Genomic DNA, 24,433 nt, shown 5'->3' on the forward strand with positions numbered 1-24,433 from the left:
GGCGGCGCTCAGCGGAGGGAGAGCAGGACGGGCGCCAGTTTCCGCAGCGCGGGCGTCTTGCTGTAGATCCAGAGCGGGTTGTGCTGGACGACGTGGGTGCACAGGCCGCGCTTGAAGTCGAAGACGGGACGGTTCACCGCCGGATCGATGCCGCCGAAATCGAAGACGCGGCAGCCTTCCGCCTTCGCTCGTTCCACGAAGCGCCAGACGGCGAGGGTGGCGGCGCCCGTCGCCCGGGCCCGCGCGTTCGAGGCCGTGTAGAAATCCGTGCAGCGCGTGTCCGACAGATGCGCGATGCGCACGAGGATGCGCTCTCCCTTCTCGCGGACGTCGAGGAAGAGCAGGTGCTCGTCCTCAGCCGCGATGTCCCGGTAGGCCTTCGGCTGCAGCGTCGTGGCGAAACCCTTGCGCTCCCGCAGGGCCGCGAACATCGCGGTGAAATCGTCGAAGGCCGACAGGCGCTCGGCTCGGTCTGTCAGGAAATGCGTCGTGACCTCGGTGTTGCGCTCCGCCTTGCGCAGGGCCTTGCGCCAGCGCTGCTCCATACCGGCCTGGATGGCGTCGAGATCCTGCGTCAGGTCGAGTTCGAGAGTGTGATCGTGCGCGCCGATCACCGGGGTGAAGCCGTGCATCAGGAGAGCCAGCGTCGCATCCCGGGTCTCGAACTGCTCGTAGTCGATGGCGAGGATGTCGAGCCGACCGAGGGCGAGGTGATCGATGAACGCCGCGAACACCGCCTCCGCGCGGTGTGTCCCGGCCTGGGTCAGCAAGGGGCCGCCCTGGACGTGGATGAACCGCGCCGGCCCCTTGCGACGGGTCTGCCACTGGATGAAGGCGAGATCCGCACCGTCGCCGGTCACCACCGCGCGCCGCACCGCCAATCCGCGCCGCACCTTGTAGGCGCCCCAGGGACTGCCGCAATAGATGTTGGCGCCCGGGCAAGCCCAGATCCGTCTGTCCCAGTCCAGGGCATCCGCAGTCTCCTGAACTGCGAGCTTGGCTGCCATGTCGCTCCTCGTCCTGCCCAGGCAGGGTTGTCCGCGCTGCACGCTCATCGATCAGGCGCGGTCGCATTGCATCCTTGCGCCGCCGATCGTCCACAGGGTGACTGCCGCACTGCGCGCCGAATCCCCGGCGTGTCCAGCGGGCCTTCGAGGCCTCGGGGCGGATCCGCGAAGCGGTGGACGACCGTCAGTTGCCGTACGGTTCGCCCCGCGCGGCTGCGGCGCTCGGCCCCGATCGCTGAGGGCGAGCCCGGTCCCACGACCGGCTCCGTCGCCGGATTGGAACCGAGGCGAATGCGAGGACGCCGGCTCTAAGCTGCCGGGCGGGCCGGAACGTCCGCGGCGCGCGCGGCATCCGTCGCCCGCGGGCGGCGCAGCGTCGTCCGGACGATCGCCTCGATACCCTCGGCCGCCGAGGCTTCGGAGAACAGGCTCTCGTAGCGTGCCCGCGCCGCACGGCCGAAATCGCGCCAGCGCGCCGGGTCAGCGACCAGATCCGCCAGCACGGCGGCGATCGGCTCCGGGCCGCCCGACGGAACGATCCAACCGGTCTTCCCGGCCTCCACCACCTCCGGAAGGCCGCCGATGGCGGTGACGAGCGGCGGAACGCCGTAGGACATCGCCTCGATCGCCACGCGGCCGAGGGATTCCGGTCGCTGCGACGGCATCGTGACCACGTCGGCCCAGCGGTAGAGCGCCGCGGGATCGGCGACGAACGGCGCGAGGGTGACCTGATCGGCGAGACCCGCCTCGGCGATCCGCTTCACCAGGGCCTGCTCGCGGGCGTCATCCTCGAAGGCGCTGCCGACGATGCGCACCTGGATCCGCTGGCGCACGGGTTCGGGCAGCGAGGCGAGGGCCTCCACGAGGACGTCCTGTCCCTTGATCCGGCTGATCCGGCCGAGCATCAGCACCCGAAGCGGCCGAGACCCGTCATACGCAGGCCGGTTCGGCTCCGCCGGACCGGCGATGCCGTTATAGACGACGCGGGCTGTGGTCCCGTGGGGCAGGGCGTAGGTTCGCTCGGTGGCCCGCGAGTTGAACACCACGTTGGCGCCGCTCCAGCGGATCAGACCACGCAGGACCTTCAGCACAACGCCTTCGGGGATCTCGTGGACGTGCACGATGCTCCGGCCGGGCGCGAGCCGGGCGGCCAACAGATAGTCGGCCACCACGGTGGTGTTGATGTAGACGAGGTCGCTCGCGCGGATGCGACGCAACGCACGGATTATGGCGATGGGCAGCGTCAACAGACCCAGAGTTGCGAGGCGCGCCAGATTCTTGCGCCGCAGGATCCAGAGCGGTGCGATGACGATGTCGTTGGCGAACGGCTCCAGCCCGGCGACGATCGGCCCGCGCCGCGGGAGCACCACGTCGATCCGCGCGGTGGGATGGGCGGCCCGGATGGTCCGGACGGTCTCGATGAAGCAGCGATCCGAGCCGTACAACTCGAAGCCCTGATGGACGCAGGTGATCCGCAGACGCGACGCGGCGTCGCCCTCCGCGCGCATGGCGGCTGCGAGGGCGCGATCGTCGTCGCTGACGCGACACGACTTGAATCCTGGGCTATCAACCATAAGTCTATTTCTGAATTTTTACAGCAACTAGCGGTTGTAATCGCAGGGCGCCGTGACTGTATCCTCGGGCTTTACAATAGGGGCCCTTAATTGGGAAGGAAGGTCCATGGCTGACCGCGCACCGAAACTACTTATTCTTGGCACGCGCGGAATTCCGGCTGCGCATGGCGGCTTCGAGACTTTTGCCGAACGTCTGGCGCTGTTCTTGGCCGGCCGCGGATGGCAGGTCGGGGTGTACTGTCAGCGCGACGTCGAGACGGTGCGGGAGCGCATTTCGACTCGCCTCTGGAACGGCGTCGAACTGATCACCGTGGAGACCGGCCTGAGCGGCCCTGCCGCGACTCTCGCCTTCGACGCCATCTGCACGCACGATGCGGCGACACGCGGCGGCGTGTGCCTGGTGCTCGGGTACAACGGTGCGGTGTTCCTGCCCTACCTGCGGGCGCGCGGCGGACGGATCGTGACGAACATGGACGGCATCGAGTGGCGCCGTCCGAAATGGTCGCTGCCCGTCCGCGCCTTCTTCTATGTCAGCGAGTGGATCGCCGCGTGGTCCTCGCAGCGGTTGGTGGCCGACCATCCCGGGATCGCCGACCATCTCGCCCGACGCCGGCCGCGCGCGGCCATCACGACCATTCCGTATGGCGGCGACCCTCCGGCCGAAACCGGACCGCCGCCCCTCGGGCTCGAGCCCGATCGCTACCTCGTTTCGATCGCTCGCATCGAGCCGGACAACAACATCCTGACGCTCGTCGAGGCGTTCTCACGCCGCGCCCGGGGCATGCGGCTGGTCGTCCTCGGCACGCTGAATGTCGGCAACCCGTACCATCGCGCCGTGGAGGATGCCGCCTCGCCCGAGGTGCTGTTCCCCGGCGCCATCTATGAGCCCGAGCAGGTTCAGGCCCTTCGGGTTCATGCGCGGGCCTATCTCCACGGTCACACCGTGGGCGGCACCAACCCGTCGCTGGTCGAGGCGCTGTGGGCAGGCAACGCCGTGATCGCCCACGACAATCCGTTCAACCGGGGCACGGCCGGCGACGATCAGTTCTACTTCTCGGATCGGGACAGCTGCGCCGCAGCGATCGCGCATGTCCTCGCCGACGAGGCCGCGGTCGCGGCGGCCCGCAAGGCCGCACGGCGGCGCGCCGAGCGGTTCCGCTGGGACGACGTGCTGGCCTCCTATGAGGACACGCTGCGCCGGGTCGGCGGCTATCCGCCGGCGCCGGACGTCTCGGCCACCGAACCCGGCGCCGTTCTCGTCGGCGCCGCAGCCGGTCCGGAATGGTAGGCCCAAGCCGGCGCTCCCTGCTCGTCGGTGCCCTCGCAGCGGCGGGGGCGCGACCCGCCCGAGCGACGCCTGCGCCGATCGCGTTGCGTCGGGGCATCGCCCTGTGGCCGTGGTTCTCGCTGACCACCGAATATCCGCCTCCGCGGACCGACTATGCCTGGCCGCCCTTCCAAGCCGGCCGGCCGATACCCACGCCCCGCGACCTGGGGCAGCTCGCCGATCTCGGCTTCGACTTCGTGCGACTGCCCCTCGATCCCGGACCCTTCGTGGCCTTCACTGGCACCCGGCGCACCGAACTGTTCGATGCGCTCTCCGCCGCCATCGATGCGATCCTGGCGGCCGGGCTGCGCGTCGTGGTCAATGTCCAGGCCAATGCCGCGACTCACCATTACACGCCCGACGCGTTCTACGGTTCGGACCGGGCGCTGCTGTTCTCCGCCTATCGCGACCTCGTCGGCGCCCTCGCGCGCCTGTGTGCTCGGAAGGATGCCGGCCAAGTGGCCCTGGAACCGGTGAACGAGCCGCCGCAGGCCTGCGGCGCGCTCGCCTGGAATCGGGTCCAGAACAGGCTCCTCGAGGCGGCCCGGGCGGCGGCACCGGCGCTGACCCTGGTGGCGACGGGATCCTGCGGCAGTCTCGTCGCCGGCCTGACCGCGCTCGATCCGGGCACCCTCGCGCGGTTTTCGCCGCTGCTCTACACGTTCCACTTCTACGAGCCGTACCTGTTCTCCCATCAGGGGGCGACGTGGCTTACAGAGGAGCCGTTCTATCGCTGGCTCACGGCGGTTCCCTGGCCCGGGTCGCGCGGCACGCTGCGGGAGACGCTGGCGGTGGTCGAGGCGCGCATGGACGCGGACCGCACGGTGACGCAGGCCGAGAAGGCGCGCGATCGGGCGGTGATTGAAGCGAAGCTGCGCGACTATTTCGAGGCCGCGCCCGGCCCCGCCTACATCGCCGACGCGATGGCGCCGGTGTCGACTTGGGCGGACCTCTACGGCATCGCCCCGGGACACGTTCTGATGGGCGAGTTCGGGGCCCTGCGCACCGATGCCCGGTTCACGGCGTCCCGGGCTCCGGACCGGGCCGCCTATATCCGCGACGTCCGGATGGCGGCCGAGACGAATGGGTTCGCCTGGTCGTTCTGGAATCTCTTCGACGGCCTCGGCTTCATGGACGACGCGCACGTCGCCGATCCCGCCCTCGTCGCAGCGCTCGGGCTCCGGAGCCGGTCCTGAAACGCCCGCCGATCCGGCCGATCTTCGCTCCCAATCAGACGCGCCCCCGGGCGGGGAGGGGCGGGAACAGCACGATGAGCATCAGGGCGAACTTGGCGAGCAGGGTGGTCTTGCCGGCCAAGCCCTCGAAGGTGTTCACCAGGATCACGAAGGCCAGGATCGGCAGCCAGACCCCGCGCCGACAGTCCCGCGCGATCTCCGCCAGGTAGAGCCCCACCGCGATCACCAGCACCGCCGTCACCAGGATGCCGTGATAGAGCACGGCCGAGATGATCGAATTCTCGATGCCCCATTCCAGCCCGTAGATCCGGCGCAGGGTGTTCACCTGCAGGAAGTCGGGGCCGAGCAGAAGCTGCCGGAACGGGATCGCGTCGAAGACCGAGAGCATGTCGACCCGGGCCTTGGCGCTGCCGCCGTCCGAGACGAACCGGTCCAGGAGGGTGTCGAAGAAGCCGGCAGCGGCCAGGATAGCGACCAGAACCGGCAGCAGGGTGAGGGCGAAGCAGGCACCGGCCGCCGCCGCCAGCGGAACGCGGCCGGTGCGCAGGGTGCGGTTCAGGGCCACGAGGCCCACGCCGCTCCCGAGAACCAGTGTCGTGACGGTGGCCGAGCGACCGCCGAACGTGACGAGGGCGACCAGCTGGAGGCCGATCATCGCGGCGCGGGCCATCGGCGCCAGCCGGCCACCACCCTTGGCGAGCGCCAGGATGTAGCAGGCCGTCAAGGTCGCGTTGGCCAGCGGATGCCCCTGCAACGCCGCCGAGCGGGTGTCGGATTCGAACGCGACGCCGTCGAACCGATAGGGAAAGAATCGCTGGCCGCTCGCCAGTTCGAACAGGCCGAGCAGGGCGTTGGCGAGCATGACCCCGTGGAAGACGGTCTCCAGCCGGCCGAGCGTGGCGGCGTCGCGGTCCATCAGCAGGATCGGGATGAGGCCGGCGAGCACGAAGGTATCGATCGAGCCGGCGAGGCCCGCGCCGCCCCGGGCCGCGATCAGCGCGAGGAGCGCCACGCCGCAGGCGGCCAGGAGCACGCTGGCCGGCCGTCGGTTCAGCGCGCCTGCCACCGGGATCACGGGATTGCCCGCCCGCACCAGCGTCCAGCCGATCAGGATCACCGCCAGATAGGTGGACGGGTGGATCTTGGAGGCGGCCGAGCCGGTGATCCCCTCGTAGTTGAGCCCCAGCACCCACAGAAGGCCGCCGGAGACCCCGACGAGGAGGAGGGCCCAGAGCGACAGCGCCGCCGCTTCCACCCGCAGGAGGACCCGCAGAACCGGACCCGGGCGCGCCACCGCGGCGCGGCGGCGCGCGACGGCGGTCTGCCGGAGGGTCCTCACGCGGTGCGCCGGGTGAGGAGCAGGGAGCCGGAGACCGGTCGGCCGAGGGCCTCCGACGTGTCGACGAGGTCGATCAGATCGCGCTGGCGCGTCGCACCGTTGCAGGCGACCAGCAGCAGCCGGTCCGCGGCGGCCGCCAGAGGGCCGAGCCGCAGATTCTCGGTCAGCACGCCGCCATCCACGATCACGAGGTCGAAGCGTCCTTTCACGCCTGCAATGAAGCGCTCGATGTTGGCGGGTGTCAGGGCGTCGCGCAGGGGCTTCACCGTATCGCCGAGTCCGATCCGGCGGGCACCGGAGGCCGGGTCGGTCTGCGTCACGGCGTTGAGGCTCTGCTCGCCGCGCAGCACGTCGAGCAGGCCGCCGGTGCCGGAGCCGTCGGATCGCAGATCGGCATCGATCCGCAAAACCCGGTCGCCGCGCCCGACCGCCACGGCGGCGAGCAGCGCGATCACGGCCCGGCGCTCCGCATCGTCGGATTCGCCCGAGGTCACGAGCAGCGCCAGGGAGCGGCCGCGGCTGCTTGAGGTCGCGGCGAGGTGGTCGAGCGTCATGCTCGCCGCGCTCGCGCTCGCGCCGCCCGGCCGCAGGCCGGGCAGCACCGCGACGACCGGGGCGTTCGACAGGCGCTCCAACTGCCGGGACGAGAGCACGGTCGGCGCGAGGTATTCCCGCGTCAGCGCGAGACCGGCGCCGAGGCCGAGGCCGCCGGCGAGGGCGGCGGCGACCAGGATCAGGCGCGGTGGCCAGCTCGGATCCTGCGGCGGCCGCGCCGCGGTGATGATCCGCGCGTTCGAGCTGTCGATGCTGGTCTGCTCCTTGATCTCCCGGGCGCGGACCAGGAAGGCGTTGTAGACCGAGCGCGCCGCGTCGACCTCCCGCTCCAGCTCGCGCTGCTGCACCGACGACTGGGCGTTGACCGCCGATTGCCGCTGCAGGCGCTCCAGCTCCGCCGCGAGGGTCCGTTCGTTGGCCTGGGCCCGCTGGGACTCGGTCTCGGCGGCGCCCGCGATCCGGTTCAGCTCGGCGTCGATCAGCCGGCGGACGTCCTGCATCTGCGTGCGCACGGCGGCGATGAACGGGTGGCGCTCGCCGAGATTGGTGCGGAGGTCCGCCTCCTTGGCCGCGAGTTCCGCGTACTGGCCGCGGAGCCGGTCGATCACTGAGGACTGGACGGCTTCCGGCATCGCTCCGGACCCGATTGCCTGCCCGCGCGCGTCGCGGATCCCCTGAAGGCGCGCCTTGGCCTCGGCGGTCCGAGCCCGTGCCGCGACAAGCCGTGCATTCAGGTCGGTGAGTTGCTGCTCGTTCACCAGCCGGCCGCTGGAGGCGATGAGGCCGTTGCGCGCCTTGTAATCCTCCAGTTTCTTGTCGGCGGTGTTGACGGCGTTCCGCAGCTCGTCGAGGCGCCCGCGCAGATCGCCCGCGGCGCGCTTGGCGGCGTCCGAGCGGGCCTCGGTCTGGTCCGTCAGGTAGGCGCCCGCGATGGCATTGACGATCCGCGCCGAGAGATCGGGGTCGGTCGTGGTGACGACCAGGTCGATCACGAACACCTTGTCGGCGCGCTTGACCGCGAGCCGGCGTCGCAGCTGGTCGAGGGCGCGGCCGCGCGCATCGACGCGGCGTTCCGGCCTCGGCCCGGTCAGCATCTCGCGAAGGGACGCCAACGCACGGGTGACGCCGCTCTCCTGCGGAACGCCGAAGCCCGGCACCCGCTCGAGGCCGGCCTGATCGACCGCCCGCCCCAGGACGGCGTCCGACTCGATCACCTTCACCTGGCTCTCGACCTGCGCGATGCCACCATCCGGCGACAATGCGGCGGGATTGACGTCGTTGGTGACGACCTGACGGTCCCGGGGATCGATCAGGATCTGTCCCGTGGCCGTGTAGAGCGACGGCGTGATCAGGGCATAGGCCAGCACGGTGAGTCCGAGCAGCAGCGCCGTTCCGAAGACCAGCCACTTGCGCCGCCACAGGATCCGCCACAGGTCGCCCAGCTCGGCCGTCGTGTCCGGACGGTTCGGGCCCGGACGTTCGGGATGAGCCGGCTGCACGGGGGCGAGCCACGTCGCGACAGCGATGTTATGGTCGATCTGTGCCACGATCGGTCACCGTCGTCTCAATCCGGGTCGGTCCCTCGCGGGCGCCTTCTCTACTGCAAGAGTCGCGCAGTCTGCGGACAATGTATCGGGACCCCGATCAGCGCCTCAATCGCGCGGATGACTGGGGGCATGGTAAACAATCGGCACGCGGCGCGGTCCCGGATGACTGCGTCGTTCCGATTGTTGCTACAGCATGTCGGTGGCGCGCGGCTCGCACACGTCGCCGCATCGCGGAGGTCTGTCGGCAGGCCGACCTAGCCGGCTCGCCAGCCTCGCAAAGACGGCGGCCCCCGTGATGCGGCTTTCACCGATATGGAGCGCCATCGGCGTGGATAACCGCTGCGGCATACTCTATTATCCCATCGGATAAATTGTATTGATCACGTGGCGACGTAGCATTGTCTAACTTCGCGGCCTGCGATCCAATTTTGGGTGCGCTCTTATGCAGACAGCCAGCTTCGAGGACCGGGCCGGTGGGCGGCGCGATGTCAGTGCCCATCTGCGTCGGATCGCGGACGTGACCGGGGTGCCGGTCGCGGCCTTCTTCGGGACTCCGGCATCGCGCCCGCTGGCCGATCTCATCGAGCTGATCCGCCTGTGGCAGTCGGTCGCCGACGAGGAGGGCCGCATCGAGATTCTCGCGGTGGCCCGGGCCCGAGCGGCCGGCGCGAAAGACGGCGGAGCGGCGCCGGCCTGAAGCGACGACCTGCGGTTTTTGGTACGTACGGCCCTGGCGGGATCGGGTCAGGACCGCTACATGATGACAGCGGGGCTGCAGAGTTCGTCAGGAGCACTATCCCCGGGGCCTTATCGACTCCCTCGGGAGCTGTCCCTGGCCTCGTCCCTGGACTTGGCCAACACGGCGCCCACCTACGCTGTAGGTTTCCCGGGATCGATCCTCCAACGGCTCACGTGGCTCCGCACCCGACCCCTCCCCAGGCCAGCGCCGAAGCTCCGGACGTCGCCCGAAAGGCGGAACTCCGCCGCGCGGCGCTCGCAGCCCGCGACGCCCTCGATCCCGCGGCCCGGCAGGCCGCCTCGGCGGCGATCGGACGCGCGCTGCTCGCGCTGCCCGAGCTTGCCCAGGCCCGTCTGGTGGGGGCCTTCTGGCCGATCCGCAGCGAAGTCGATCCCCGCCCCGCCGTCGAGGGCCTGCGCGCCCGTGCCCAGGCCGTGGCCCTGCCGCACGTCACGCCGGATGGCCTGGTGTTCCGCGAATGGCGCGTCGGCGACGACCTGATCGCCGGCCGATTCGGTCTCAGCGAGCCCGATCCGTCGCTTCCGCCGGTGGAGCCCGACGCGCTGATCGTCCCGCTCGCCGCCTTCGACCGGACCGGTCAGCGTATCGGATACGGCCGCGGCTACTACGACGGCGCGATCGCGCGCCTCTCCCGGACCCGTCCGGTCCTGACTGTCGGCATCGGCTTCGCCGCCCAGGAGGTGGAGCGGGTGCCGGCCGAGCCGCACGACCGCCCCCTCCAGTTCGTGATCACCGAGTCCGGCGTGATCCGCTGCGACAGGACCGCCTGACCCATGCGCCTGCTCTTTCTCGGCGACGTCGTCGGGCGCTCGGGCCGCACCGTCGTGTGCGAGCGCCTGCCGCGCCTGCGTGAGCGGTGGCGCCTCGACTGCGTGGTGGTGAACGGCGAGAACGCGGCCGGCGGCTTCGGCATCTCCGAGGCCATCTGCGACGAACTGATCCAGGCCGGTGCCGATGCGGTGACGCTGGGCAATCACAGTTTCGACCAGCGCGAGGCGATGGTCTTCATCGCCCGCCAGCCACGCCTGGTGCGGCCGGCGAACTATCCCCCGGGTACGCCGGGCCGCGGTGCGACCGTCGTGGAGACGCAGGGAGGCGCTCGCGTCCTCGTCGTCAATGTGATGGGCCGCGTCTTCCTCGACCCGATGGACGATCCGTTCACGGCCGTGGAGCGGGAACTCACCGCCTGCCCCCTCGGCGCGGCGGCCGACGCCGTGATCGTCGACGTCCACGCCGAGGCGACGAGCGAGAAGCAGGCCTTCGGTCATTACCTCGACGGGCGGGCGAGCCTCGTCGTCGGGACGCACACGCACACGCCCACCGCGGACCACCGGATCCTGCCGGGTGGCACGGCCTACATGTCGGATGCCGGCATGTGCGGCGATTACGATTCGGTGATCGGCATGCAGAAGGACGAGCCGATCCGGCGCATGATCCAGAAGACGCCGGGCTCCCGATGGGAGGTGGCGGTCGGTGAGGGCACCCTGAGCGGCATCGCGGTGGAGACGGATGCGCGCGGCCTCGCCACGCGGGTCGCAGCCCTCCGCCTCGGGCCGAATCTGGAGGAGAGCTGGCCGCAATTCTGGGATTAGCGTCCCGTCCGGTGCCGCGGATGCCGGTTCGGCTAAGGACGAAGCGGCGGTCTTAAGCCTTTTGTGCGTCGCCGATCCCGAAGGGGGTGGGCATAGCTTCCCGCTGACCTTCGCGAGACTTGATCGCGTGCGGGCCTACCCCCACAGTGCCCACGATCGGCGCCGGCATCCGGCTGCCGCGTAATGAGATCAGGTTAGAGCGACGGATGGCCGCCCGAGAAACCGGCGACGTTAACAAGGGGCCGCTGGCACAACCCGGGATCTATCTCGGGCGCATGGTCATCTTCTTGATCCTGGTGGGCTTCCTGGCCTTCATCCTGTTCAGGCAGATCACCCCGGCCTTCCTGGCCAATCCCGGACTCAACGGTCTCATCCTCGGGGTGTTGCTGATCGCGGTCCTGATCGCCTTTGGTCAGGTTGTGCGGCTGTTCCGCGAGACCGCCTACGTCAACGCCGTCGCCAACGGCGGGCCGGTGAAACGGCCGCCGGCCCTGCTGGCGCCGATGGCGCCGATGATCGCCGCGCGGGCTGGAGGCGCCACCCTGCCGGGCACCACCGGCTATCTGGATACGATCGCGGTGCGCCTCGACGAGGGCCGCGACATCCTGCGCTACATTGCCGGCATCCTGATCCTGCTCGGCCTGCTCGGGACCTTCTGGGGTCTCATCGATACGCTGTCGGCGGTGGGCGGCGTCATCAAGGGTATGCGCGGTGGCGGCGATGCCGGCGTGATGTTCGACGAACTGAAATCCGGTCTTGCGGTGCCGCTCTCAGGCATCGGCCTGGCCTTCTCGGCCTCGCTGTTCGGCTTGGCCTCGTCTCTGATCACCGGCTTCCTGGAACTGCAGGCGGGGCAGGCCCATGCCCGGTTCCACAACGAATTGCAGGACTGGCTGATGTCCGGCGCGACCGCGCCCGAGGCCGTGGCGACCGTCGCGGCGGTGCGGCCTGCCGCGGGCACGCAGGAATTGAAGGACGCCGTCGACCGCCTGACGGCACTGGTGGCCGAGGGCGGCGGGAGCCGCGCGGCGACGCAGGCGATGACCAATCTCGCCGAGGGCATCCAAGGTCTCGTCCAGCACATGCGCGCGGAGCAGCAGATGATCCGCGACTGGGTGGAGGCGCAGGCCAGCCGCGAGCGCGAGCTGAAACAGGTGCTCGACCGGCTGGGCCGGGAGCGCGTCTAGTGGCCTCCACGGCGACGCGGACCCGGCGAACGCTCAATGTCTGGCCCGGCTACGTCGACGCGCTGGCGACGCTGCTCCTCTCGGTGGTCTTCCTGCTCACGGTGTTCGTGGTGGGGCAGTTCTTCCTGTCGCAGGAGCTGACCGGCCGGGACGAGACGCTGGCCAAGCTCAACCGCCAGATCTCCGACCTCACCGATCTGCTCGCTTTGGAGCGGACGAACCGCCGGAATCAGGAGGAGGAGGCGCGGAACCTCCGCACGACCCTCGCCGGCGTCGAGGCCGAGCGCGACCGGGCCAAGGTGCAGGCCGAGGCCGCGACCGTCAGCCAGGGCGCCGCGGGTACGCTCGACAAGCAGCTGGAGGCCGAACGCGGGGCGACGAAGCGGGCGCTGTCTCAGATCGACCTGCTGAACGAGCAGATCAGCGCCATGCGCCGGCAGCTCGCCGCCCTGGAGGACGCCCTCTCGGCCTCCGAGAGCCGCGACCGGGAATCCCAGGCGCGGATCGCCGAACTCGGCAGCCGGCTGAACGTCGCTCTCGCACAGAAAGTTCAGGAACTGGCCCGCTACCGGTCCGACTTCTTCGGCCGCCTGCGCCAGATCCTCGGTAACCGGCCCGACATCCGCGTGGTCGGCGACCGGTTCGTGCTGCAATCCGAGGTGCTGTTTCCGGGCGGCTCCGCGACCCTCAAGCCTGAGGCCGGGCCGGAACTCGACCGCATCGCCGGGGCCATCTCGGATCTCGCCAAGCAGATCCCGGCGGATCTGCCCTGGGTGCTGCGGGTGGATGGGCACACCGATGCGCGCCCGATCAGCACGTCGCAATTCCCGTCGAACTGGTCGCTCTCGGCGGCGCGCGCCATCGCGGTGGTCCAGTACCTCGCCGGCAAGGGGATCCCGCCGCAGCATCTCCTGGCGGGTGCCTTCGGCGAATTCCAGCCTCTCGAGGCCGGCGCGACCGAGGAGGCCTACGCCCGCAATCGCCGGATCGAGATGAAGCTCACCGAGCGGTAGGGCTGCGCGGCCCACCCGGTGGCCTCAGGCGCATCCGGCCTCAGGATCTGAGCCGGCTCCCCCGGCGAGGTCGGGATCGCCCAGTCTTCCCGGTCGAAGAGGGCTATAAAGACGCAAAATTTGTGTCCAATTCAATCTGTATGATTTTTACATGCTATCATCGAAGCGTGTTTTGCCTCCTGTATTTGCGGTTCATTCGCGGCCGTCTTGACGGACCATCGATTTAACCTCTCGTTATCTTTGATGCTCCAGGGTGCCGGCGATCCGGGGAGTGTCATCGATGTCGAAGCTCAACCTGTTCCCGAACGCCGCTCGGCGCGACGTCAGCCATCTGCCCGGTCCGGCCACGGACGGGCACGCCGCTCGACGCCCTCCGGTGGGCCGCGATACGATGAAGTGTCTGGGTGACCAGGAGCCGCATGACGAGGCCGGCGCGATCGCGGCGGCCGTGCGGGTCTTCGAGGACGGGCTGATGCAAATGCAGGCGAGCGCGAGGGTTGCCGGCGCGTCGGACGCGGGTGAGGCTGTGGCCGACCAGGCGACCGGCCTCCTCGCAAGCATCGCCGGTCAGACGAGCCTCATGGCACTCCGGGCCGCAATCGAGGCTGTCCGTGACGGCGGGGAGGGGAAGGGCTTCGCGGTCGCCGCCGCGGACGTCAAAGATCTGGCCGGTCAGATGGCACGGGCGACGGATACGATCGTCGCGCAGGTCGGCCTGATCCAGGCCGCGGCGGAGCGGGCGCAGGGCGGGGCTGGGCATCGTCATCGCCGCGTCGCGCAGGCCTCCGCCCAGTGAGCGGCGCCGGCCGTCGCGGCGATGTCCAGACCCGCTCCGGCTAGTCCGCGACCGGCAGGCGCTCGCCGCGGCTGCGGGGCTCCTTGCCCCGTGCCGTTTCGTCCAGCGCATCGGTGAATTGCAGGTTCGCGAGCTGGGCGTAGAGCGCACCCTGCGCCAGAAGGCTTTCATGGGTTCCGGTCTCGACGATTCGGCCGTCGTCGAGGACCAGGATGCGGTCCGCGGCGCGGATCGTCGCGAGACGGTGAGCGATCACCAGCGTGGTGCGGCCCTGCATCAGCGTCGCGAGGGCGGCCTGGACCGCGCGTTCGGACTCGGCATCCAGCGCCGATGTCGCCTCGTCGAGGAGGAGGATCGGCGCGTCCTTGAGGATCGCCCGCGCAATGGCGATGCGCTGCCTCTGACCGCCGGAGAGGGTCACGCCGCGCTCGCCGACCTGGGTGGCGTAGCCCTGCGGCAGCGCCGTGACGAAACCGTGCGCGTTGGCGAGTTCGGCCGCGCGCCGGACCTCCGCCTCGCCGGCCTCCGGTCGGCCGTAACGGATATTCTCGGTGACGGTCCCGGAGAACACCACCGGGTCCTGCGGGACCAGGGCGATGCGGGAGCGCAGGCGCTCCGGGTCGACCCGGGCGATGTCCGTGCCATCCACCAGGATCCGGCCGCTCTGCGGATCGTAGAAGCGCAGCAGCAGCTGGAACACCGTCGATTTGCCGGCGCCGGACGGGCCCACGATGGCGATGCGCTCGCCGGGTGCGGCCGTGAAGCTCAACCCGCCCAGGGCGGCATGTTCCGGTCGGGTCGGATAGGCGAAGCGCACATCCTCGAACGACACCGCGCCCCGCGCAGGCTCGGGAAGGGCCATGACGGGCGACGGCGCGCGAATTGCGGGTTCGGCTGCGAGGATCTCGGTGAGCCGCTCGGCCGCCCCGGCCGACATGGCGAGGTCGCCGTAGACCTCGGAGAGCTGGCCGAGGGCGCCCGCGCCGAACACGGCGTAGAGCACGAATTGCGAGAGTTCGCCGCCCGTCATCGTGTGATTGAGGACGCCCTGGGCGCCGTACCACATCACTCCGACAACCGAGGCCGAGATCAGGAAGATCGCGACCCCCGTGAGCAGGGCCCGGGCGCGGATCGAGGCGCGGGCGGCCAGGTAGGCCTCCTCGGAGGCTGCGGCGAACCGGGCCGCCGTCGCGGCCGAGCGGCCGAAGGCCTGCATGGTGCGTACCGCCCCGACGGCCTCGGCCGCGTACGCGGAGGCGTCGGCGAGGCGGTCCTGGGCCGCTCGGGATCGCCGCCGCACGCCGCGGCCCGAGACGATCAGCGGGAAGACGATGATGGGGATTGCGGCCAGCACCATCACGGAGAGGCGCGGGCTCGTCACGACCATCATGGCCGTGGCGCCCACGAACAGGAACAGGTTGCGCAGCAGGATCGAGACCGAGACCCCGAAGGCCGACTTGATCTGCGTCGCGTCCGCGGTGAGCCGGGAGACGATCTCGCCGGATTGCGACCGGTCGAAGAAGGCAGGGTCGAGCAGGGTCAGCCGGGCGAAGACCGCGCTGCGGAGATCCGCGACCACCCGCTCGCCCAGGGACACCACCGTGTAGACGCGGGCCGCGCTCGACAGCGCGAAGGCCGCGACGACGCCGAGCAGAGCCAGGAAATAGGCGTCGATCACCCCCGAACCGTCGGCGGTGAACCCGTGGTCGATGACCCGACGCATGGCGATCGGCACGACCAGCGTCGAGGCGGAGGCGCAGACGAGGGCGATCAGGCCCGCGGCGATCCGCACGCGGTAGCGCAGGGCGAAGGGGAGGAGCGGCCGGAGGGCGCTCAGCGGGGCTTTGGGTCGGCCATCCGCGGCCGCCTTGGTCTTACGGGCCATCACGCCTCACGTGTTTTCTTTGTCCCGGTCCGCGGCGCTTGTGACCGGGGAGCGGCTGCGGTATAGGCCGCCGCTCATCCGATTGCGTGTGTTCAATGGCCGCGGGCCGCCACCACGGTCGGCTTGGACGTGCCGTTGCCACGAACCCATGGTTCGGTGCAACCGGTGATATCTTCCGCATTCCGGGCCGGGCGGCGCCTCCTGCGCTTCCCGCCGGCGTGCCAGACAGGGACCAAGGTCATGGCGAAGGACGCGGCCGCAAAGGCCAAGGGGACCGAGCACCCCGATTACCACTTCATCAAGGTCGTGATGACGGACGGTACCGAGTACCAGACCCGTTCGACCTACGGGAAGGAGGGCGACACCCTCAATCTCGACATCGATCCGCTGACCCATCCGGCCTGGACCGGCGGTGAGCAGAAGATGCTCGATCGCGGCGGCCGGGTGTCGCGCTTCAACTCGCGCTTCGGCAATCTCGGCAAGCGCTGAGTCCCGAACACCTCGCTCACGCGAATCGCGCAATCAGGCGGGCGGTCTCGTTTCGGGGCCGCCCGTTTTCGTGCGCGCTGCCCAGCGCACGTCCTCGCACCGCGGGGCGCGTGGTCCTGTCCGGCGGATGGTCTTCACTTCGGAGTGGAGACTTCTCGCGCAAGTTGTTTTTGTACTTAGACTTAAGAATTATTGATTTCTTGTGGAGAAAAACATAGGGAGATCGAGCGCGATCTGACCAGAGGCAGCGCGGCTGCCGTCGCGGGCGGGGTTTCTGCGTCAGGGAACGGTTGCAACGATGAGTGGGGCTCCGTCGATAGAGCATGTCGACCGCGCAAACGTCGACCGGACTCTCTCGATCGAGCGCCGCGAGCCGCGGGCGGCACGTTACGGCTACGCCATCGCGATTGCCGCGGTGCTCTGCGCGCTGGCTGCGCGTGCGGCGCTTCCGCCCGGCCTTCCGTTCATCACCTTCTATCCCGCGGTCATCCTCACCGCCTATTTCTGCGGTCTCGGTCCGGCACTCGTCTGCACGATCCTATCGGGCGTGGCCGTGTGGTACGCCGTGCTGCCGTCGAACCTTCCAGCCACGGGCGCATCGTCGGCCGCCATCGCCCTGATCCTGTTCGGGATCGTCGTGGGCATCAACCTGATCCTCATCGAGAGGATGCGGCGGGCCTCGGACGCCAACGCGGCGTTGGCGCAATCCACGCGGCGGCTCATGGTCGAGCTCCAGCGTGAGACCAGCCTGCGCATGGCCAACGAGCAGCTCGCCGAGAAGACGCTGCTTCTCGATCCTGCCCTGCAGGCCGCCGATGCCGGAACCTGGCGCTACTGTGTCCGGACGGGGCGCGCCCAGCTCTCGGAGCAGATGGCGCGTCACCACGGCTTCGGCGACCAGCCCATCGAGATCGACGTCGAGCGCGACTGGCGACCGCGTATCCATCCCGACGATGCCGAGCGGACCTTGCGGGATCTCGGGGCGGCCATTGCCGGGCGAACGAAAGTCGTCACGGATTTCCGCGTTCTCCTGCCGGATGGCCGGGTGCGCTGGATCACCGGCCTCGGGCAGGTGGAGACCGACGCGGCCGGTGCCGTCACCGCGGTCGTCGGTCTCAGCCTGGACATCACCGCCCGTAAGGAGGCCGAGGCGAAGATCGCCCACATGGCGTGCCACGATCCCCTGACCGGGCTCGCCAATCGAACGCTGTTCCACGACCGTCTGGACGCGGAGATTGCCCGTGTCCGCCGGCACGGCGCCACCTTCGCGCTGTTCTGCCTGGACATCGACCGCTTCAAGGCTGTGAACGACACCCACGGCCACTCGGTCGGCGACGCGCTGCTCCGGATCGTCGCAGCCCGACTTCAGGCCGTCATCCGCACGGAAGACATGCTGGCGCGGATCGGGGGCGACGAGTTCGTGATCATCCAAACCGAGGCCGAGCAGCCCGAGAGCGCTTCCGCCCTCGCCGAGCGCCTGATCGGCACCGTGGAGCAGCCCATCGAGCTCGAGGGGCATACCCTCTCGGTGAGCCTCAGCGTCGGGATCGCCCTGGCGCCCGCCGACGGCCACGATCCGCTGAGCCTCTACAACAGCGCGGACCGCGCCCTGTACCGTGCGAAGGCGCAGGGCCGGAACACCTTCCGATTCGCGGGCTGAGGCTTCAGGCGATCAGCCCTCGGCCATCCGGAACGCCATCCGCAGCAGGCCCTGCTGCTGGGCCACCGGGCTCTCGACGGGGACCGGGGTCGGCCGGTCCTCGGCGATCAGCGCGTCGAGGTGCAGGATGCGGCTGTGCAGGCGCCGGGCGCGCACGATCAGCTGCTGGAGGCGCATCGGCAGCAGGTTGAAATCCTGCTGCTTCGGCGGCTCCGCCGTGCCGAGCTTGACGCGGTGCTTCTCCTGAAGGGCCTCCGCCGGGGTCATCTCGCCTTCGGCGACCGCGCGCTGCACCAAGAGCCAAGAGGCGATCTGCATCAGCAGCGTGGTCAGGCGCATGCTCTCGGCCGCGTAGCTGAGGGTCGCGTCGCGGGAGACCAGACGCGACTCGTCGCGGCCTTCGCCGTCGAGATATGCGGCGGTCTCCTCGACCAGGGTCATCCCGTCGCGGAACAGCGCCTTGAAGGCGTCCGAGTTGACGTAGGACCTGCCGAAATCGATCCAGTCCTGATCGTCCCGAAACGTGACATCGAAGCCGTTCATCTGCCTCTCCTGTGCCGTCCGACGGCCCGGCTCGTTCCGATCCGGGACGCTCCGTCCTTGGCTTTCGGACGACACCGCAATCCTAGCGCCGATTGGCCCGAACAGCAGGGTTCATGTTTTTTTAACCTTAACCCGCCGTCCGGTGCCTGGAGAAGGGTTGGGAGAAGGGTTTCGGGTCCGGGGGCGGAGAACGCCTCAGAACGCGGCCCGGATCCCTCCGAAGACGCTGCGGCCGCTGCCGGGATAGAACGCCGCCAGCGCGCCCGCTCCGCCGGCCGTCGCGGCGGCGTTTGCGACCACGGCGATGTCCGAGACGTAGCGGGCATTCGTGAGATTGCGGGCATCCACGAACAGGGCGACGCCGTCGGCGAAATCGATGCCGGCCTCGACGCCGAGCAGGGCGTAGCCCGGCACCCGCAGGGTGTTGGCGTGATCCGCGAAGGCGCCCTGCGGGACCCAGTCGAGCGACGGCGCGACGTGGAAGCCGCTCGGGTGCCGGTAGGTCAGGACCGTCCGCAGCACGTCCGCCGGGATCCCGGCGATGCGGTTGTTGCCGAAGACCGGGTCGCCGACGAACCGGAAGTCGTTGTGGGTCCAGATCTGGGTCAGGCTGACCCCGTCGCCGGTCCCGGCGAGATCGCGGACGAGGTCCAGGGTGACGGCCGCCTCGACGCCCTGGTGGACGGAGCGGGGCGTGTTGAAGGTGGCGGCCGGAATGTTGAGGCCGGGATTGGTCGCGAAGTTGATCAGCTCGTCGCGCAGGTCCGACCGATAGAGCGTCACGTCGAAGGCGAGGCGGCCGAAGCGCCCGCGGGCGCCGGCCTCGTAGGTCCAGGCGCGCTGCGCCCGCAGGGGTACGAAGGTGGTGCTCAGGAGGTTCTGCTGAACGAGATCGGAGAAATCCGGCACGTCCCGGGACCGGACGACGTCGCCGAAGACCTGGATGTCGGGCCGCGGCTGCCACAGCAGGCCGACCTTCGGGTTGAGCCCCTCGTAGGTCACATCGGCGAAGCGCGGCCTCGGGTTGCCCGGCAGGCCGCCCTTGTCGCTGAAGGTCCGGTTCGACGAGAACGCCTTCGCGCCGGTCATCAGCGCCACGTCCGGCAGGAACCAGAAGCGGTTCTCGCCATAGGCCTCGACGCTCGACGCGCTTTGGAGGGAATTCAGCGTCTGCGCCCCCCGCTGTCCGCGGACATTGACGAATTGCAGCGCGGAGTTCTGGCCCGCGAAGGCGCGCAGCCCGAGGACGACGTCGTCGCGGAAGCCGCCGAGATCGAAGGTCCCGGCCCAGTGCGGGCTGATCCCGTAGGTCCAGCCATCCTGGTCGATCGCCTGGAAGATCGGATGGTACAGGCTCTTGTGGATCGCCCAGGTGTCGACGTCGAGCTTGCCCACGTCGAGGAGGAACGAGGTGCGGTTCGCGATGCGCTCCGTCTCGACCTTGCGGGACTGGTTGCCCGTGATGGCGGCGGGATTGGCCAGCGTCGGCGTCGTGAGGCTCTGGCCGAGGGTCAGGGTGCCCGGGAGCTTCTGGTCGGTGAGATAGGTGCCGAGATAGAAGCGGGTCTCGATGTCGGGGGCGATCCGGTAGCCGATATTGACGTTGAAGTTCTTCGTGGCCTGCGCCTCGTGGGCACGGAACCCGTCGGAATTGGTCAGCGTCGCGTTGACCAGCACGTCGAGCGGCCCGTCGATGCGGGACATCTGGGCCTGTTCGCGGATCGTGCCGAAGCTGCCGCCATCGACCCGCAGGATGTTGGGCGCCAGCGCCGTGTAGGCCGTGGGCGTCACGACGTTGACGGCGCCGCCCAAGGTCGTTGCCCCGAAGGTGAGGGCGTTGCCGCCCTTGTAGACCTCCACCGAGCGCAGGGCGAGCGGATCGACCTGATAGAAGTCGCCGCTCCCGTCCGCGAGGTTGAGCGGGATCCCGTCCTGCAGCAGCTCGATGCCGCGCAGGTGAAAGGCGCGGGCGATGCCGGAGCCGCGGACCGACAGGCGCAGCTCCTGCCCGTAGCGCTCCTGCACGTAGACGCCCGGCACGTCCTTGAGCACGTCGCGAAGCGTGTTGGCGTAGCGGTCCTGGAGCGTCGCGGCGTCGACGAAGGCTACGGACCCGACGGTTCCCGCGAGGGCGGCCCGCTGGCGGTCGACGCTCGGCACCGAGAGCGAGCCGCGGGTCTCGCCCGAAGGCGCGTCCGTCGCGGCGGCGCCGACGACGCTGAGTTCGGACAGGGTGACCGAGGCGGCCGATGACTGAGGTTGCGCTGCGGCCGGCGTCGCGCAGGCGGAGAGGAGGAGCGCGGCGCGTCGGCCGGCCCGGAACAGGCGGGGCATGGGGCAGAATCCGTGTCTGATGATCGGGGGCGGGCGGCGATCGGTCAGACGACGGGTGGGGCGCGGGCTCCGAGGCCGGGACGTGGCGGCGCCCGCGGGAAAGCGACGCGCTGCGGCCGCGGGCCGGCGGCCGCGACCGGACGGGCGAGGGGGACGGCCGTCACGGTCGAGGGCGCGGGGAGGGTGGCTGGCCCCGCCGCGTGACAGGCGACGCAGCAATCCCCGTGGTGATGAGCCGGCAACTGCTTGCCGGCCGGTGCCCGATCTGTTTGGCCGCCATCGTCGAGGCACAGGATATGGTCCGGTCCCGCATTGGCCGAGGCGATCCCGCCGAGGATGCCCTGCAGCGCCAGGGCGTAGAGGGCGAGGAACGCCACGACCCGAGCGCATGCACGGACCGACCGTGCGGGAACGTCCCGACGATCCGCGCGGCCGCGCAGGCCGGGCGCCGTGGCGGCCCGGCCTCGTGGGTTCTCCCTTCTCACGTCGGTCGCCCGGCGGCCGATGCTCCCTGTCGGGCGGCTAGTGCTGGTGCTGATGCTGTCCGCTCGGCGCGCCCGCGCCGATCGGGGCCACCGTGAAGGTCACCGGCACGGCGCCCGCCCGCTGGAAGGTGAGCGTCCCCGCGACGGTCTCGCCGGCCTTCGGCGCGCCGGTGAGCCCCTCGAACATCAGGTGGTAGCCGCCGGGCTTGAGCTCCACGGTCTCGCCGGGCTTGATCGTCAGGCCGTCCGAGACCGGTGCCATCTTCATGACGCCGCCCTCCATCGACATGGAGTGGATGTCGCTGCTCTTGGCAAAGGGCACCGTCGCGCCCGTGAGTGTGTCGGGCGTGCTCCCGGTATTGGTGATGCGCACATACCCGCCCGCGACCTTGGCGCCGTTCGGCGTGGCGCGCAGCCACGGCGTCTCGATCGTCAGGTCCCCGGCCTTCACGGTCGAGCCGGCGGCGGGCGTCGCCGCGGCCGGTGCGCCGCCGGCCTGAGCCACCTGGACGATCCGGAAGGACGGTGCCGCCGCCTTCAGGTCATGGGCGTCCTGGCCGGCCTTGGGGATCTCCGACCAGGAATAGCCGCCCTCCGAGCAATCCTGCTGGACCGGGACGTAGACGGTCGCGCCGGGCTCGAACGTGCCGGCCACCTGCGCCAGGAACGTGAACTCGTCGACTTGGTCGTCCGGCAGGGAGCCGCCGCTCCAGGTGATCGCCGTCACGCCCTCAGAGGCCGTGCCGTGATGGGTCGCGTAGGTCTTGGCGTAGGGGCCGCGCGTCGTGGCGAGGGTCCAGCCGGGCTTCGGCATCGGCTTGGCGCCGACGAGGCCCTCCGGGATGCTGACGCTCACGCGGGTGGTCGGCTTGCCGTTGCAGCCGTGCATGATCTGGACGACGCCGCGATACGCGGCGCCGGGGGCGGCCTGCTTGCGTTCCAGCACTGCGTGAGCCTGCGCCGCGGAAGCGAGCAGCCCGAGGCCGAGGGCGGCCGAGACAAGGGTCTTCATGGGAGTTTATCCGTCCTGAGGGATCCGAGAGATGGTGATCGCTCAGGCGGTCGGCGGCCCCCGGGGGGAGGCAATTGTGCCGGGCGGGGCGCGGGCGCCGATGCTGCCGGTGAGGGGCCAGGCTGGATGAAGATCCGCGGCCGCGGCCCACCGGAGTGCGGTCACGGCCGGTCGCGGCGGAAGCGCCGGCCCGGTGGCCTGGGCCGCCGTGCAGCAATCGCCATGGCTGTGGGGAACGGGCGCTCCCGGTATGGCCGCCGCGTTGGAATGCTGCGCGCAGAGGCCGTCGGTCGTCGCCGGCCACGGCATCAGGCCGCCGAGGAAGGCCTGGAGCAGCAGGGCGTAGAGCGCCAGCACGGCGATCACGGCCCGCAGGGCCGGCCCGACACGTCGATCCGAAAGGGCCTCGCCCGAATCCATGCTGCTCCCGCGCACCGTCCGAACCGGACCGCTATGGCATCCCTGCCACACCGGGCCGCCTTAGGCTGTTGCCAGGGTGCCGCACCGGGACGCTGCGTGCGCTGGCGCACGGCGATGCCACATTCCGGCCCCTTCGATAGGGAGTCTTAACGCCATCCCGACACCGTGGCGCACGAGACAATCCGCTCCCGTCACGATCTGACGAACCCCGGACCAGAGCCAGCGACCGATGCGCAAGAAGGCACAAAACCGGTTCACCGCAATCCTGAGCGTCGCCGCTTTCGGCGCGCTGGGCTTCGGCGCCGCCCAAGCCCGCGATCAGGGCAACTATGCCCAGGCCGAGTGGGCGCAGGACTACGCTTCACCCGCCGGCATGCAGGTGCAGCGCGAGACGGTTCCGATCCTCTCGCCGCAGACCGTGACGTCCACCGAGCAGATGGTGGAGCGCTACAAGGACATCGTCGCCCGCGGCGGCTGGCGTCAGGTTTCCGGCGCCGACCATCTGCGGGTCGGCTCGCGCGGCCCGGCCGTGGCGGCCATCCGCCAGCGCCTGATCGTCACCGGCGACCTCGATCCGGCCGCCGGTGGCTCGGGCGTGTACGATTCGTACGTCGCCGCGGGCGTGAAGCGGTTCCAGGCCCGTCACGGCCTCAGCCAGACCGGCGCGATGACGATGGCCACCCAGCAGGCCATGAACGTCCCGGCCGAGGTGCGCCTCCGCCAGCTCGAGATCAACGTCGTGCGCCTGCGCTCCTACTCGGGCGATCTCGGCCGGCGCTTCGTGATCACCAACATCCCGGCCGCGCTCGTCGAGACGGTCGAGAACGGTCAGGTCGTGACGCTCCACGCCGCCGGCGTCGGCAAGATCGACCGCCAGTCGCCGATCATGAACACCAAGGCGACGCAGATCAATTTCAACCCGACCTGGACGGTCCCGGCTTCCATCGTGAAGAAGGACCTGATCCCGAAGATGCAGAAGGATCCGAACTACCTCACGGACAACAAGATCCGGATCCTGTCGAACGGCTCCGAGATCTCGCCGAAGTCGGTGAACTGGTTCTCGGATGAGGGCACCCGCTACACCTACCGGCAGGATTCGGGCGCCGACTTCAACTCGATGGGCATCGTCCGCATCAACATCCCGAACCCCTACGGCGTGTTCATGCACGACACGAACACCAAGGGCGTGTTCGGCGACGACTTCCGCTTCATCTCCTCGGGCTGCGTGCGCGTGCAGAACGTGCGCGAGTACATCACGTGGCTGCTGAAGGACACGCCCGGCTGGGACCGCCAGAAGGTCGAGGAGGCGATCGAGAGCGGCAAGCGCGTCGACGCCAACATCGCCCAGCCGGTGCCGGTCTACTGGACCTACATCACCGCCTGGTCGACCCCGGATGGCATCGTCCAGTTCCGCGACGACATCTACAAGCGCGACGGCGTGAACGTCCCCTCGACCATCGGCGCACCGACCCCGGTCGCCAGCGCCGAGCCGATGCCGCAGACCTTCGAGCCCGGCGACGAAGAGTAGTCGTTCCGCGGGCGCCGGCCGCCTCCGGCGGCGCCCGCCCATCGAACCCGATCCGAGGCCCGCACCTCCGCCGAGGCGCGGGCCTCGTGCGTTCGGGGCCGCTTCTGTCATCCGGAAGTCAAACGCGTCTGCTTGGCCGCGGGTCGCTACGTCCAGGATGCCGGTTGCCGGCCTCCCGCGAGAC

Annotated in this window: 21 protein-coding genes and 1 other RNA gene; 12 read left to right on the plus strand and 10 right to left on the minus strand. The window is 69.9% G+C overall.

Annotated features, from left to right (window positions below; all coding sequences use genetic code 11):
* Positions 1-8 precede the first annotated feature (8 nt).
* Together P9K36_RS29060 and P9K36_RS29065 are read right to left on the minus strand one after the other, a co-directional pair.
* Complete coding sequence (locus P9K36_RS29060; RefSeq protein WP_043352155.1) at positions 9-1,007, minus strand: GNAT family N-acetyltransferase; 999 nt, start codon at positions 1,005-1,007, stop codon at positions 9-11.
* A gap of 308 nt (positions 1,008-1,315) precedes the next feature.
* Positions 1,316-2,581, minus strand: coding sequence for a glycosyltransferase family 4 protein (locus tag P9K36_RS29065; RefSeq protein ID WP_100794055.1), 1,266 nt, complete (start codon positions 2,579-2,581; stop codon positions 1,316-1,318).
* Positions 2,582-2,687: 106 nt separating this feature from the next.
* Here P9K36_RS29065 and P9K36_RS29070 point away from each other — a divergent pair, with 106 nt between their 5' ends.
* Both P9K36_RS29070 and P9K36_RS29075 read left to right on the plus strand, forming a co-directional pair.
* Positions 2,688-3,869 carry a DUF1972 domain-containing protein gene (locus P9K36_RS29070; protein WP_043760299.1) on the plus strand — a complete coding sequence of 394 codons (1,182 nt, stop codon included), beginning with the start codon at positions 2,688-2,690 and terminating at the stop codon, positions 3,867-3,869.
* Positions 3,863-5,104: a cellulase family glycosylhydrolase gene (locus P9K36_RS29075; RefSeq protein WP_043382637.1), complete on the plus strand. Its 1,242-nt coding sequence runs from the start codon at positions 3,863-3,865 to the stop codon at positions 5,102-5,104. The genes P9K36_RS29070 and P9K36_RS29075 overlap by 7 nt, the downstream gene beginning before the upstream one ends.
* Before the next feature lie 34 nt (positions 5,105-5,138).
* Here the strand turns inward: P9K36_RS29075 and P9K36_RS29080 are convergent, their stop codons facing one another.
* Both P9K36_RS29080 and P9K36_RS29085 read right to left on the minus strand, forming a co-directional pair.
* Entirely contained in the window at positions 5,139-6,443 is a 1,305-nt protein-coding gene (locus P9K36_RS29080) for a VpsF family polysaccharide biosynthesis protein (protein ID WP_043760301.1), read from the minus strand.
* Positions 6,440-8,545: an exopolysaccharide transport family protein gene (locus P9K36_RS29085; RefSeq protein ID WP_043760303.1), complete on the minus strand. Its 2,106-nt coding sequence runs from the start codon at positions 8,543-8,545 to the stop codon at positions 6,440-6,442. The genes P9K36_RS29080 and P9K36_RS29085 overlap by 4 nt, the downstream gene beginning before the upstream one ends.
* Positions 8,546-8,987: 442 nt before the next feature.
* Here P9K36_RS29085 and P9K36_RS29090 point away from each other — a divergent pair, with 442 nt between their 5' ends.
* The 7 genes from P9K36_RS29090 (at position 8,988) to P9K36_RS29120 (ending at position 13,893) form a co-directional block, all read left to right on the plus strand.
* Complete coding sequence (locus P9K36_RS29090) at positions 8,988-9,242, plus strand: hypothetical protein (protein ID WP_043760305.1); 255 nt, start codon at positions 8,988-8,990, stop codon at positions 9,240-9,242.
* Between the two features lie 69 nt (positions 9,243-9,311).
* Positions 9,312-9,468: non-coding RNA, 6S RNA (ssrS, locus tag P9K36_RS29095), on the plus strand.
* Positions 9,458-10,075, plus strand: a complete 618-nt coding sequence (locus tag P9K36_RS29100) for a 5-formyltetrahydrofolate cyclo-ligase (RefSeq protein ID WP_043760307.1) — start codon at positions 9,458-9,460, stop codon at positions 10,073-10,075. Before ssrS ends, P9K36_RS29100 begins: the two co-directional genes overlap by 11 nt.
* Before the next feature lie 3 nt (positions 10,076-10,078).
* Positions 10,079-10,897, plus strand: a complete 819-nt coding sequence (locus P9K36_RS29105) for a TIGR00282 family metallophosphoesterase (protein WP_043382652.1) — start codon at positions 10,079-10,081, stop codon at positions 10,895-10,897.
* A 206-nt stretch (positions 10,898-11,103) separates the two neighbouring features.
* A complete protein-coding gene (locus P9K36_RS29110; RefSeq protein WP_043382654.1) occupies positions 11,104-12,084 on the plus strand; it encodes a MotA/TolQ/ExbB proton channel family protein in 981 nt (326 codons plus the stop codon).
* Positions 12,084-13,097, plus strand: coding sequence for a peptidoglycan -binding protein (locus tag P9K36_RS29115; RefSeq protein WP_043352140.1), 1,014 nt, complete (start codon positions 12,084-12,086; stop codon positions 13,095-13,097). Before P9K36_RS29110 ends, P9K36_RS29115 begins: the two co-directional genes overlap by 1 nt.
* Before the next feature lie 280 nt (positions 13,098-13,377).
* Positions 13,378-13,893, plus strand: coding sequence for a methyl-accepting chemotaxis protein (locus tag P9K36_RS29120; protein WP_278306294.1), 516 nt, complete (start codon positions 13,378-13,380; stop codon positions 13,891-13,893).
* 40 nt (positions 13,894-13,933) lie between these two features.
* On the opposite strand, the gene P9K36_RS29125 is transcribed toward P9K36_RS29120, so the two are convergent.
* The gene (locus tag P9K36_RS29125; RefSeq protein ID WP_278306295.1) at positions 13,934-15,778 is read right to left on the minus strand and encodes an ABC transporter transmembrane domain-containing protein; all 1,845 of its coding nucleotides are present in this window, start codon (positions 15,776-15,778) and stop codon (positions 13,934-13,936) included.
* A gap of 240 nt (positions 15,779-16,018) precedes the next feature.
* Between P9K36_RS29125 and rpmE the strand changes: the two genes are divergently transcribed.
* Positions 16,019-16,267 (plus strand): 50S ribosomal protein L31, encoded by a 249-nt coding sequence (gene rpmE, locus P9K36_RS29130; protein ID WP_012322259.1) that lies wholly within the window; start codon positions 16,019-16,021, stop codon positions 16,265-16,267.
* Between the two features lie 298 nt (positions 16,268-16,565).
* A complete protein-coding gene (locus tag P9K36_RS29135; protein ID WP_278306296.1) occupies positions 16,566-17,927 on the plus strand; it encodes a diguanylate cyclase in 1,362 nt (453 codons plus the stop codon).
* 12 nt (positions 17,928-17,939) lie between these two features.
* Here P9K36_RS29135 and P9K36_RS29140 read toward each other — a convergent pair whose 3' ends face one another.
* From P9K36_RS29140 to P9K36_RS29160, 5 genes are all read right to left on the minus strand, one after another.
* Positions 17,940-18,470 (minus strand): DUF1465 family protein, encoded by a 531-nt coding sequence (locus P9K36_RS29140; protein ID WP_043353077.1) that lies wholly within the window; start codon positions 18,468-18,470, stop codon positions 17,940-17,942.
* Between the two features lie 195 nt (positions 18,471-18,665).
* Positions 18,666-20,804 (minus strand): TonB-dependent receptor, encoded by a 2,139-nt coding sequence (locus P9K36_RS29145; RefSeq protein ID WP_043760309.1) that lies wholly within the window; start codon positions 20,802-20,804, stop codon positions 18,666-18,668.
* Between the two features lie 44 nt (positions 20,805-20,848).
* Positions 20,849-21,181: a DUF2946 family protein gene (locus P9K36_RS29150; RefSeq protein ID WP_043353080.1), complete on the minus strand. Its 333-nt coding sequence runs from the start codon at positions 21,179-21,181 to the stop codon at positions 20,849-20,851.
* Positions 21,182-21,326: 145 nt separating this feature from the next.
* Positions 21,327-22,301, minus strand: coding sequence for a DUF1775 domain-containing protein (locus P9K36_RS29155; RefSeq protein ID WP_043760313.1), 975 nt, complete (start codon positions 22,299-22,301; stop codon positions 21,327-21,329).
* Between the two features lie 42 nt (positions 22,302-22,343).
* Positions 22,344-22,721, minus strand: a complete 378-nt coding sequence (locus P9K36_RS29160; RefSeq protein WP_043760315.1) for a hypothetical protein — start codon at positions 22,719-22,721, stop codon at positions 22,344-22,346.
* Between the two features lie 229 nt (positions 22,722-22,950).
* On the opposite strand from P9K36_RS29160, the gene P9K36_RS29165 reads away from it, so the two are divergent.
* Complete coding sequence (locus tag P9K36_RS29165) at positions 22,951-24,249, plus strand: L,D-transpeptidase family protein (RefSeq protein WP_043760317.1); 1,299 nt, start codon at positions 22,951-22,953, stop codon at positions 24,247-24,249.
* Positions 24,250-24,433: the final 184 nt, after the last annotated feature.

Origin of the sequence: Methylobacterium sp. 391_Methyba4, assembly GCF_029691625.1 — a bacterium.
GTDB lineage: Bacteria > Pseudomonadota > Alphaproteobacteria > Rhizobiales > Beijerinckiaceae > Methylobacterium > Methylobacterium fujisawaense.

What these genes read in the sequence shown, in the direction of transcription:
- P9K36_RS29060 (WP_043352155.1), bottom strand. Translation starts at nt 1,007, where the DNA reads ATGGCAGCCAAGCTCGCAGTTCAGGAGACTGCGGATGCCCTGGACTGG.
- P9K36_RS29065 (WP_100794055.1), bottom strand. Translation starts at nt 2,581, where the DNA reads ATGGTTGATAGCCCAGGATTCAAGTCGTGTCGCGTCAGCGACGACGAT.
- P9K36_RS29070 (WP_043760299.1), top strand. Translation starts at nt 2,688, where the DNA reads ATGGCTGACCGCGCACCGAAACTACTTATTCTTGGCACGCGCGGAATT.
- P9K36_RS29075 (WP_043382637.1), top strand. Translation starts at nt 3,863, where the DNA reads ATGGTAGGCCCAAGCCGGCGCTCCCTGCTCGTCGGTGCCCTCGCAGCG.
- P9K36_RS29090 (WP_043760305.1), top strand. Translation starts at nt 8,988, where the DNA reads ATGCAGACAGCCAGCTTCGAGGACCGGGCCGGTGGGCGGCGCGATGTC.
- P9K36_RS29105 (WP_043382652.1), top strand. Translation starts at nt 10,079, where the DNA reads ATGCGCCTGCTCTTTCTCGGCGACGTCGTCGGGCGCTCGGGCCGCACC.
- P9K36_RS29110 (WP_043382654.1), top strand. Translation starts at nt 11,104, where the DNA reads ATGGCCGCCCGAGAAACCGGCGACGTTAACAAGGGGCCGCTGGCACAA.
- P9K36_RS29120 (WP_278306294.1), top strand. Translation starts at nt 13,378, where the DNA reads ATGTCGAAGCTCAACCTGTTCCCGAACGCCGCTCGGCGCGACGTCAGC.
- P9K36_RS29125 (WP_278306295.1), bottom strand. Translation starts at nt 15,778, where the DNA reads ATGGCCCGTAAGACCAAGGCGGCCGCGGATGGCCGACCCAAAGCCCCG.
- rpmE (WP_012322259.1), top strand. Translation starts at nt 16,019, where the DNA reads ATGGCGAAGGACGCGGCCGCAAAGGCCAAGGGGACCGAGCACCCCGAT.
- P9K36_RS29135 (WP_278306296.1), top strand. Translation starts at nt 16,566, where the DNA reads ATGAGTGGGGCTCCGTCGATAGAGCATGTCGACCGCGCAAACGTCGAC.
- P9K36_RS29140 (WP_043353077.1), bottom strand. Translation starts at nt 18,470, where the DNA reads ATGAACGGCTTCGATGTCACGTTTCGGGACGATCAGGACTGGATCGAT.
- P9K36_RS29145 (WP_043760309.1), bottom strand. Translation starts at nt 20,804, where the DNA reads ATGCCCCGCCTGTTCCGGGCCGGCCGACGCGCCGCGCTCCTCCTCTCC.
- P9K36_RS29155 (WP_043760313.1), bottom strand. Translation starts at nt 22,301, where the DNA reads ATGAAGACCCTTGTCTCGGCCGCCCTCGGCCTCGGGCTGCTCGCTTCC.
- P9K36_RS29160 (WP_043760315.1), bottom strand. Translation starts at nt 22,721, where the DNA reads ATGGATTCGGGCGAGGCCCTTTCGGATCGACGTGTCGGGCCGGCCCTG.
- P9K36_RS29165 (WP_043760317.1), top strand. Translation starts at nt 22,951, where the DNA reads ATGCGCAAGAAGGCACAAAACCGGTTCACCGCAATCCTGAGCGTCGCC.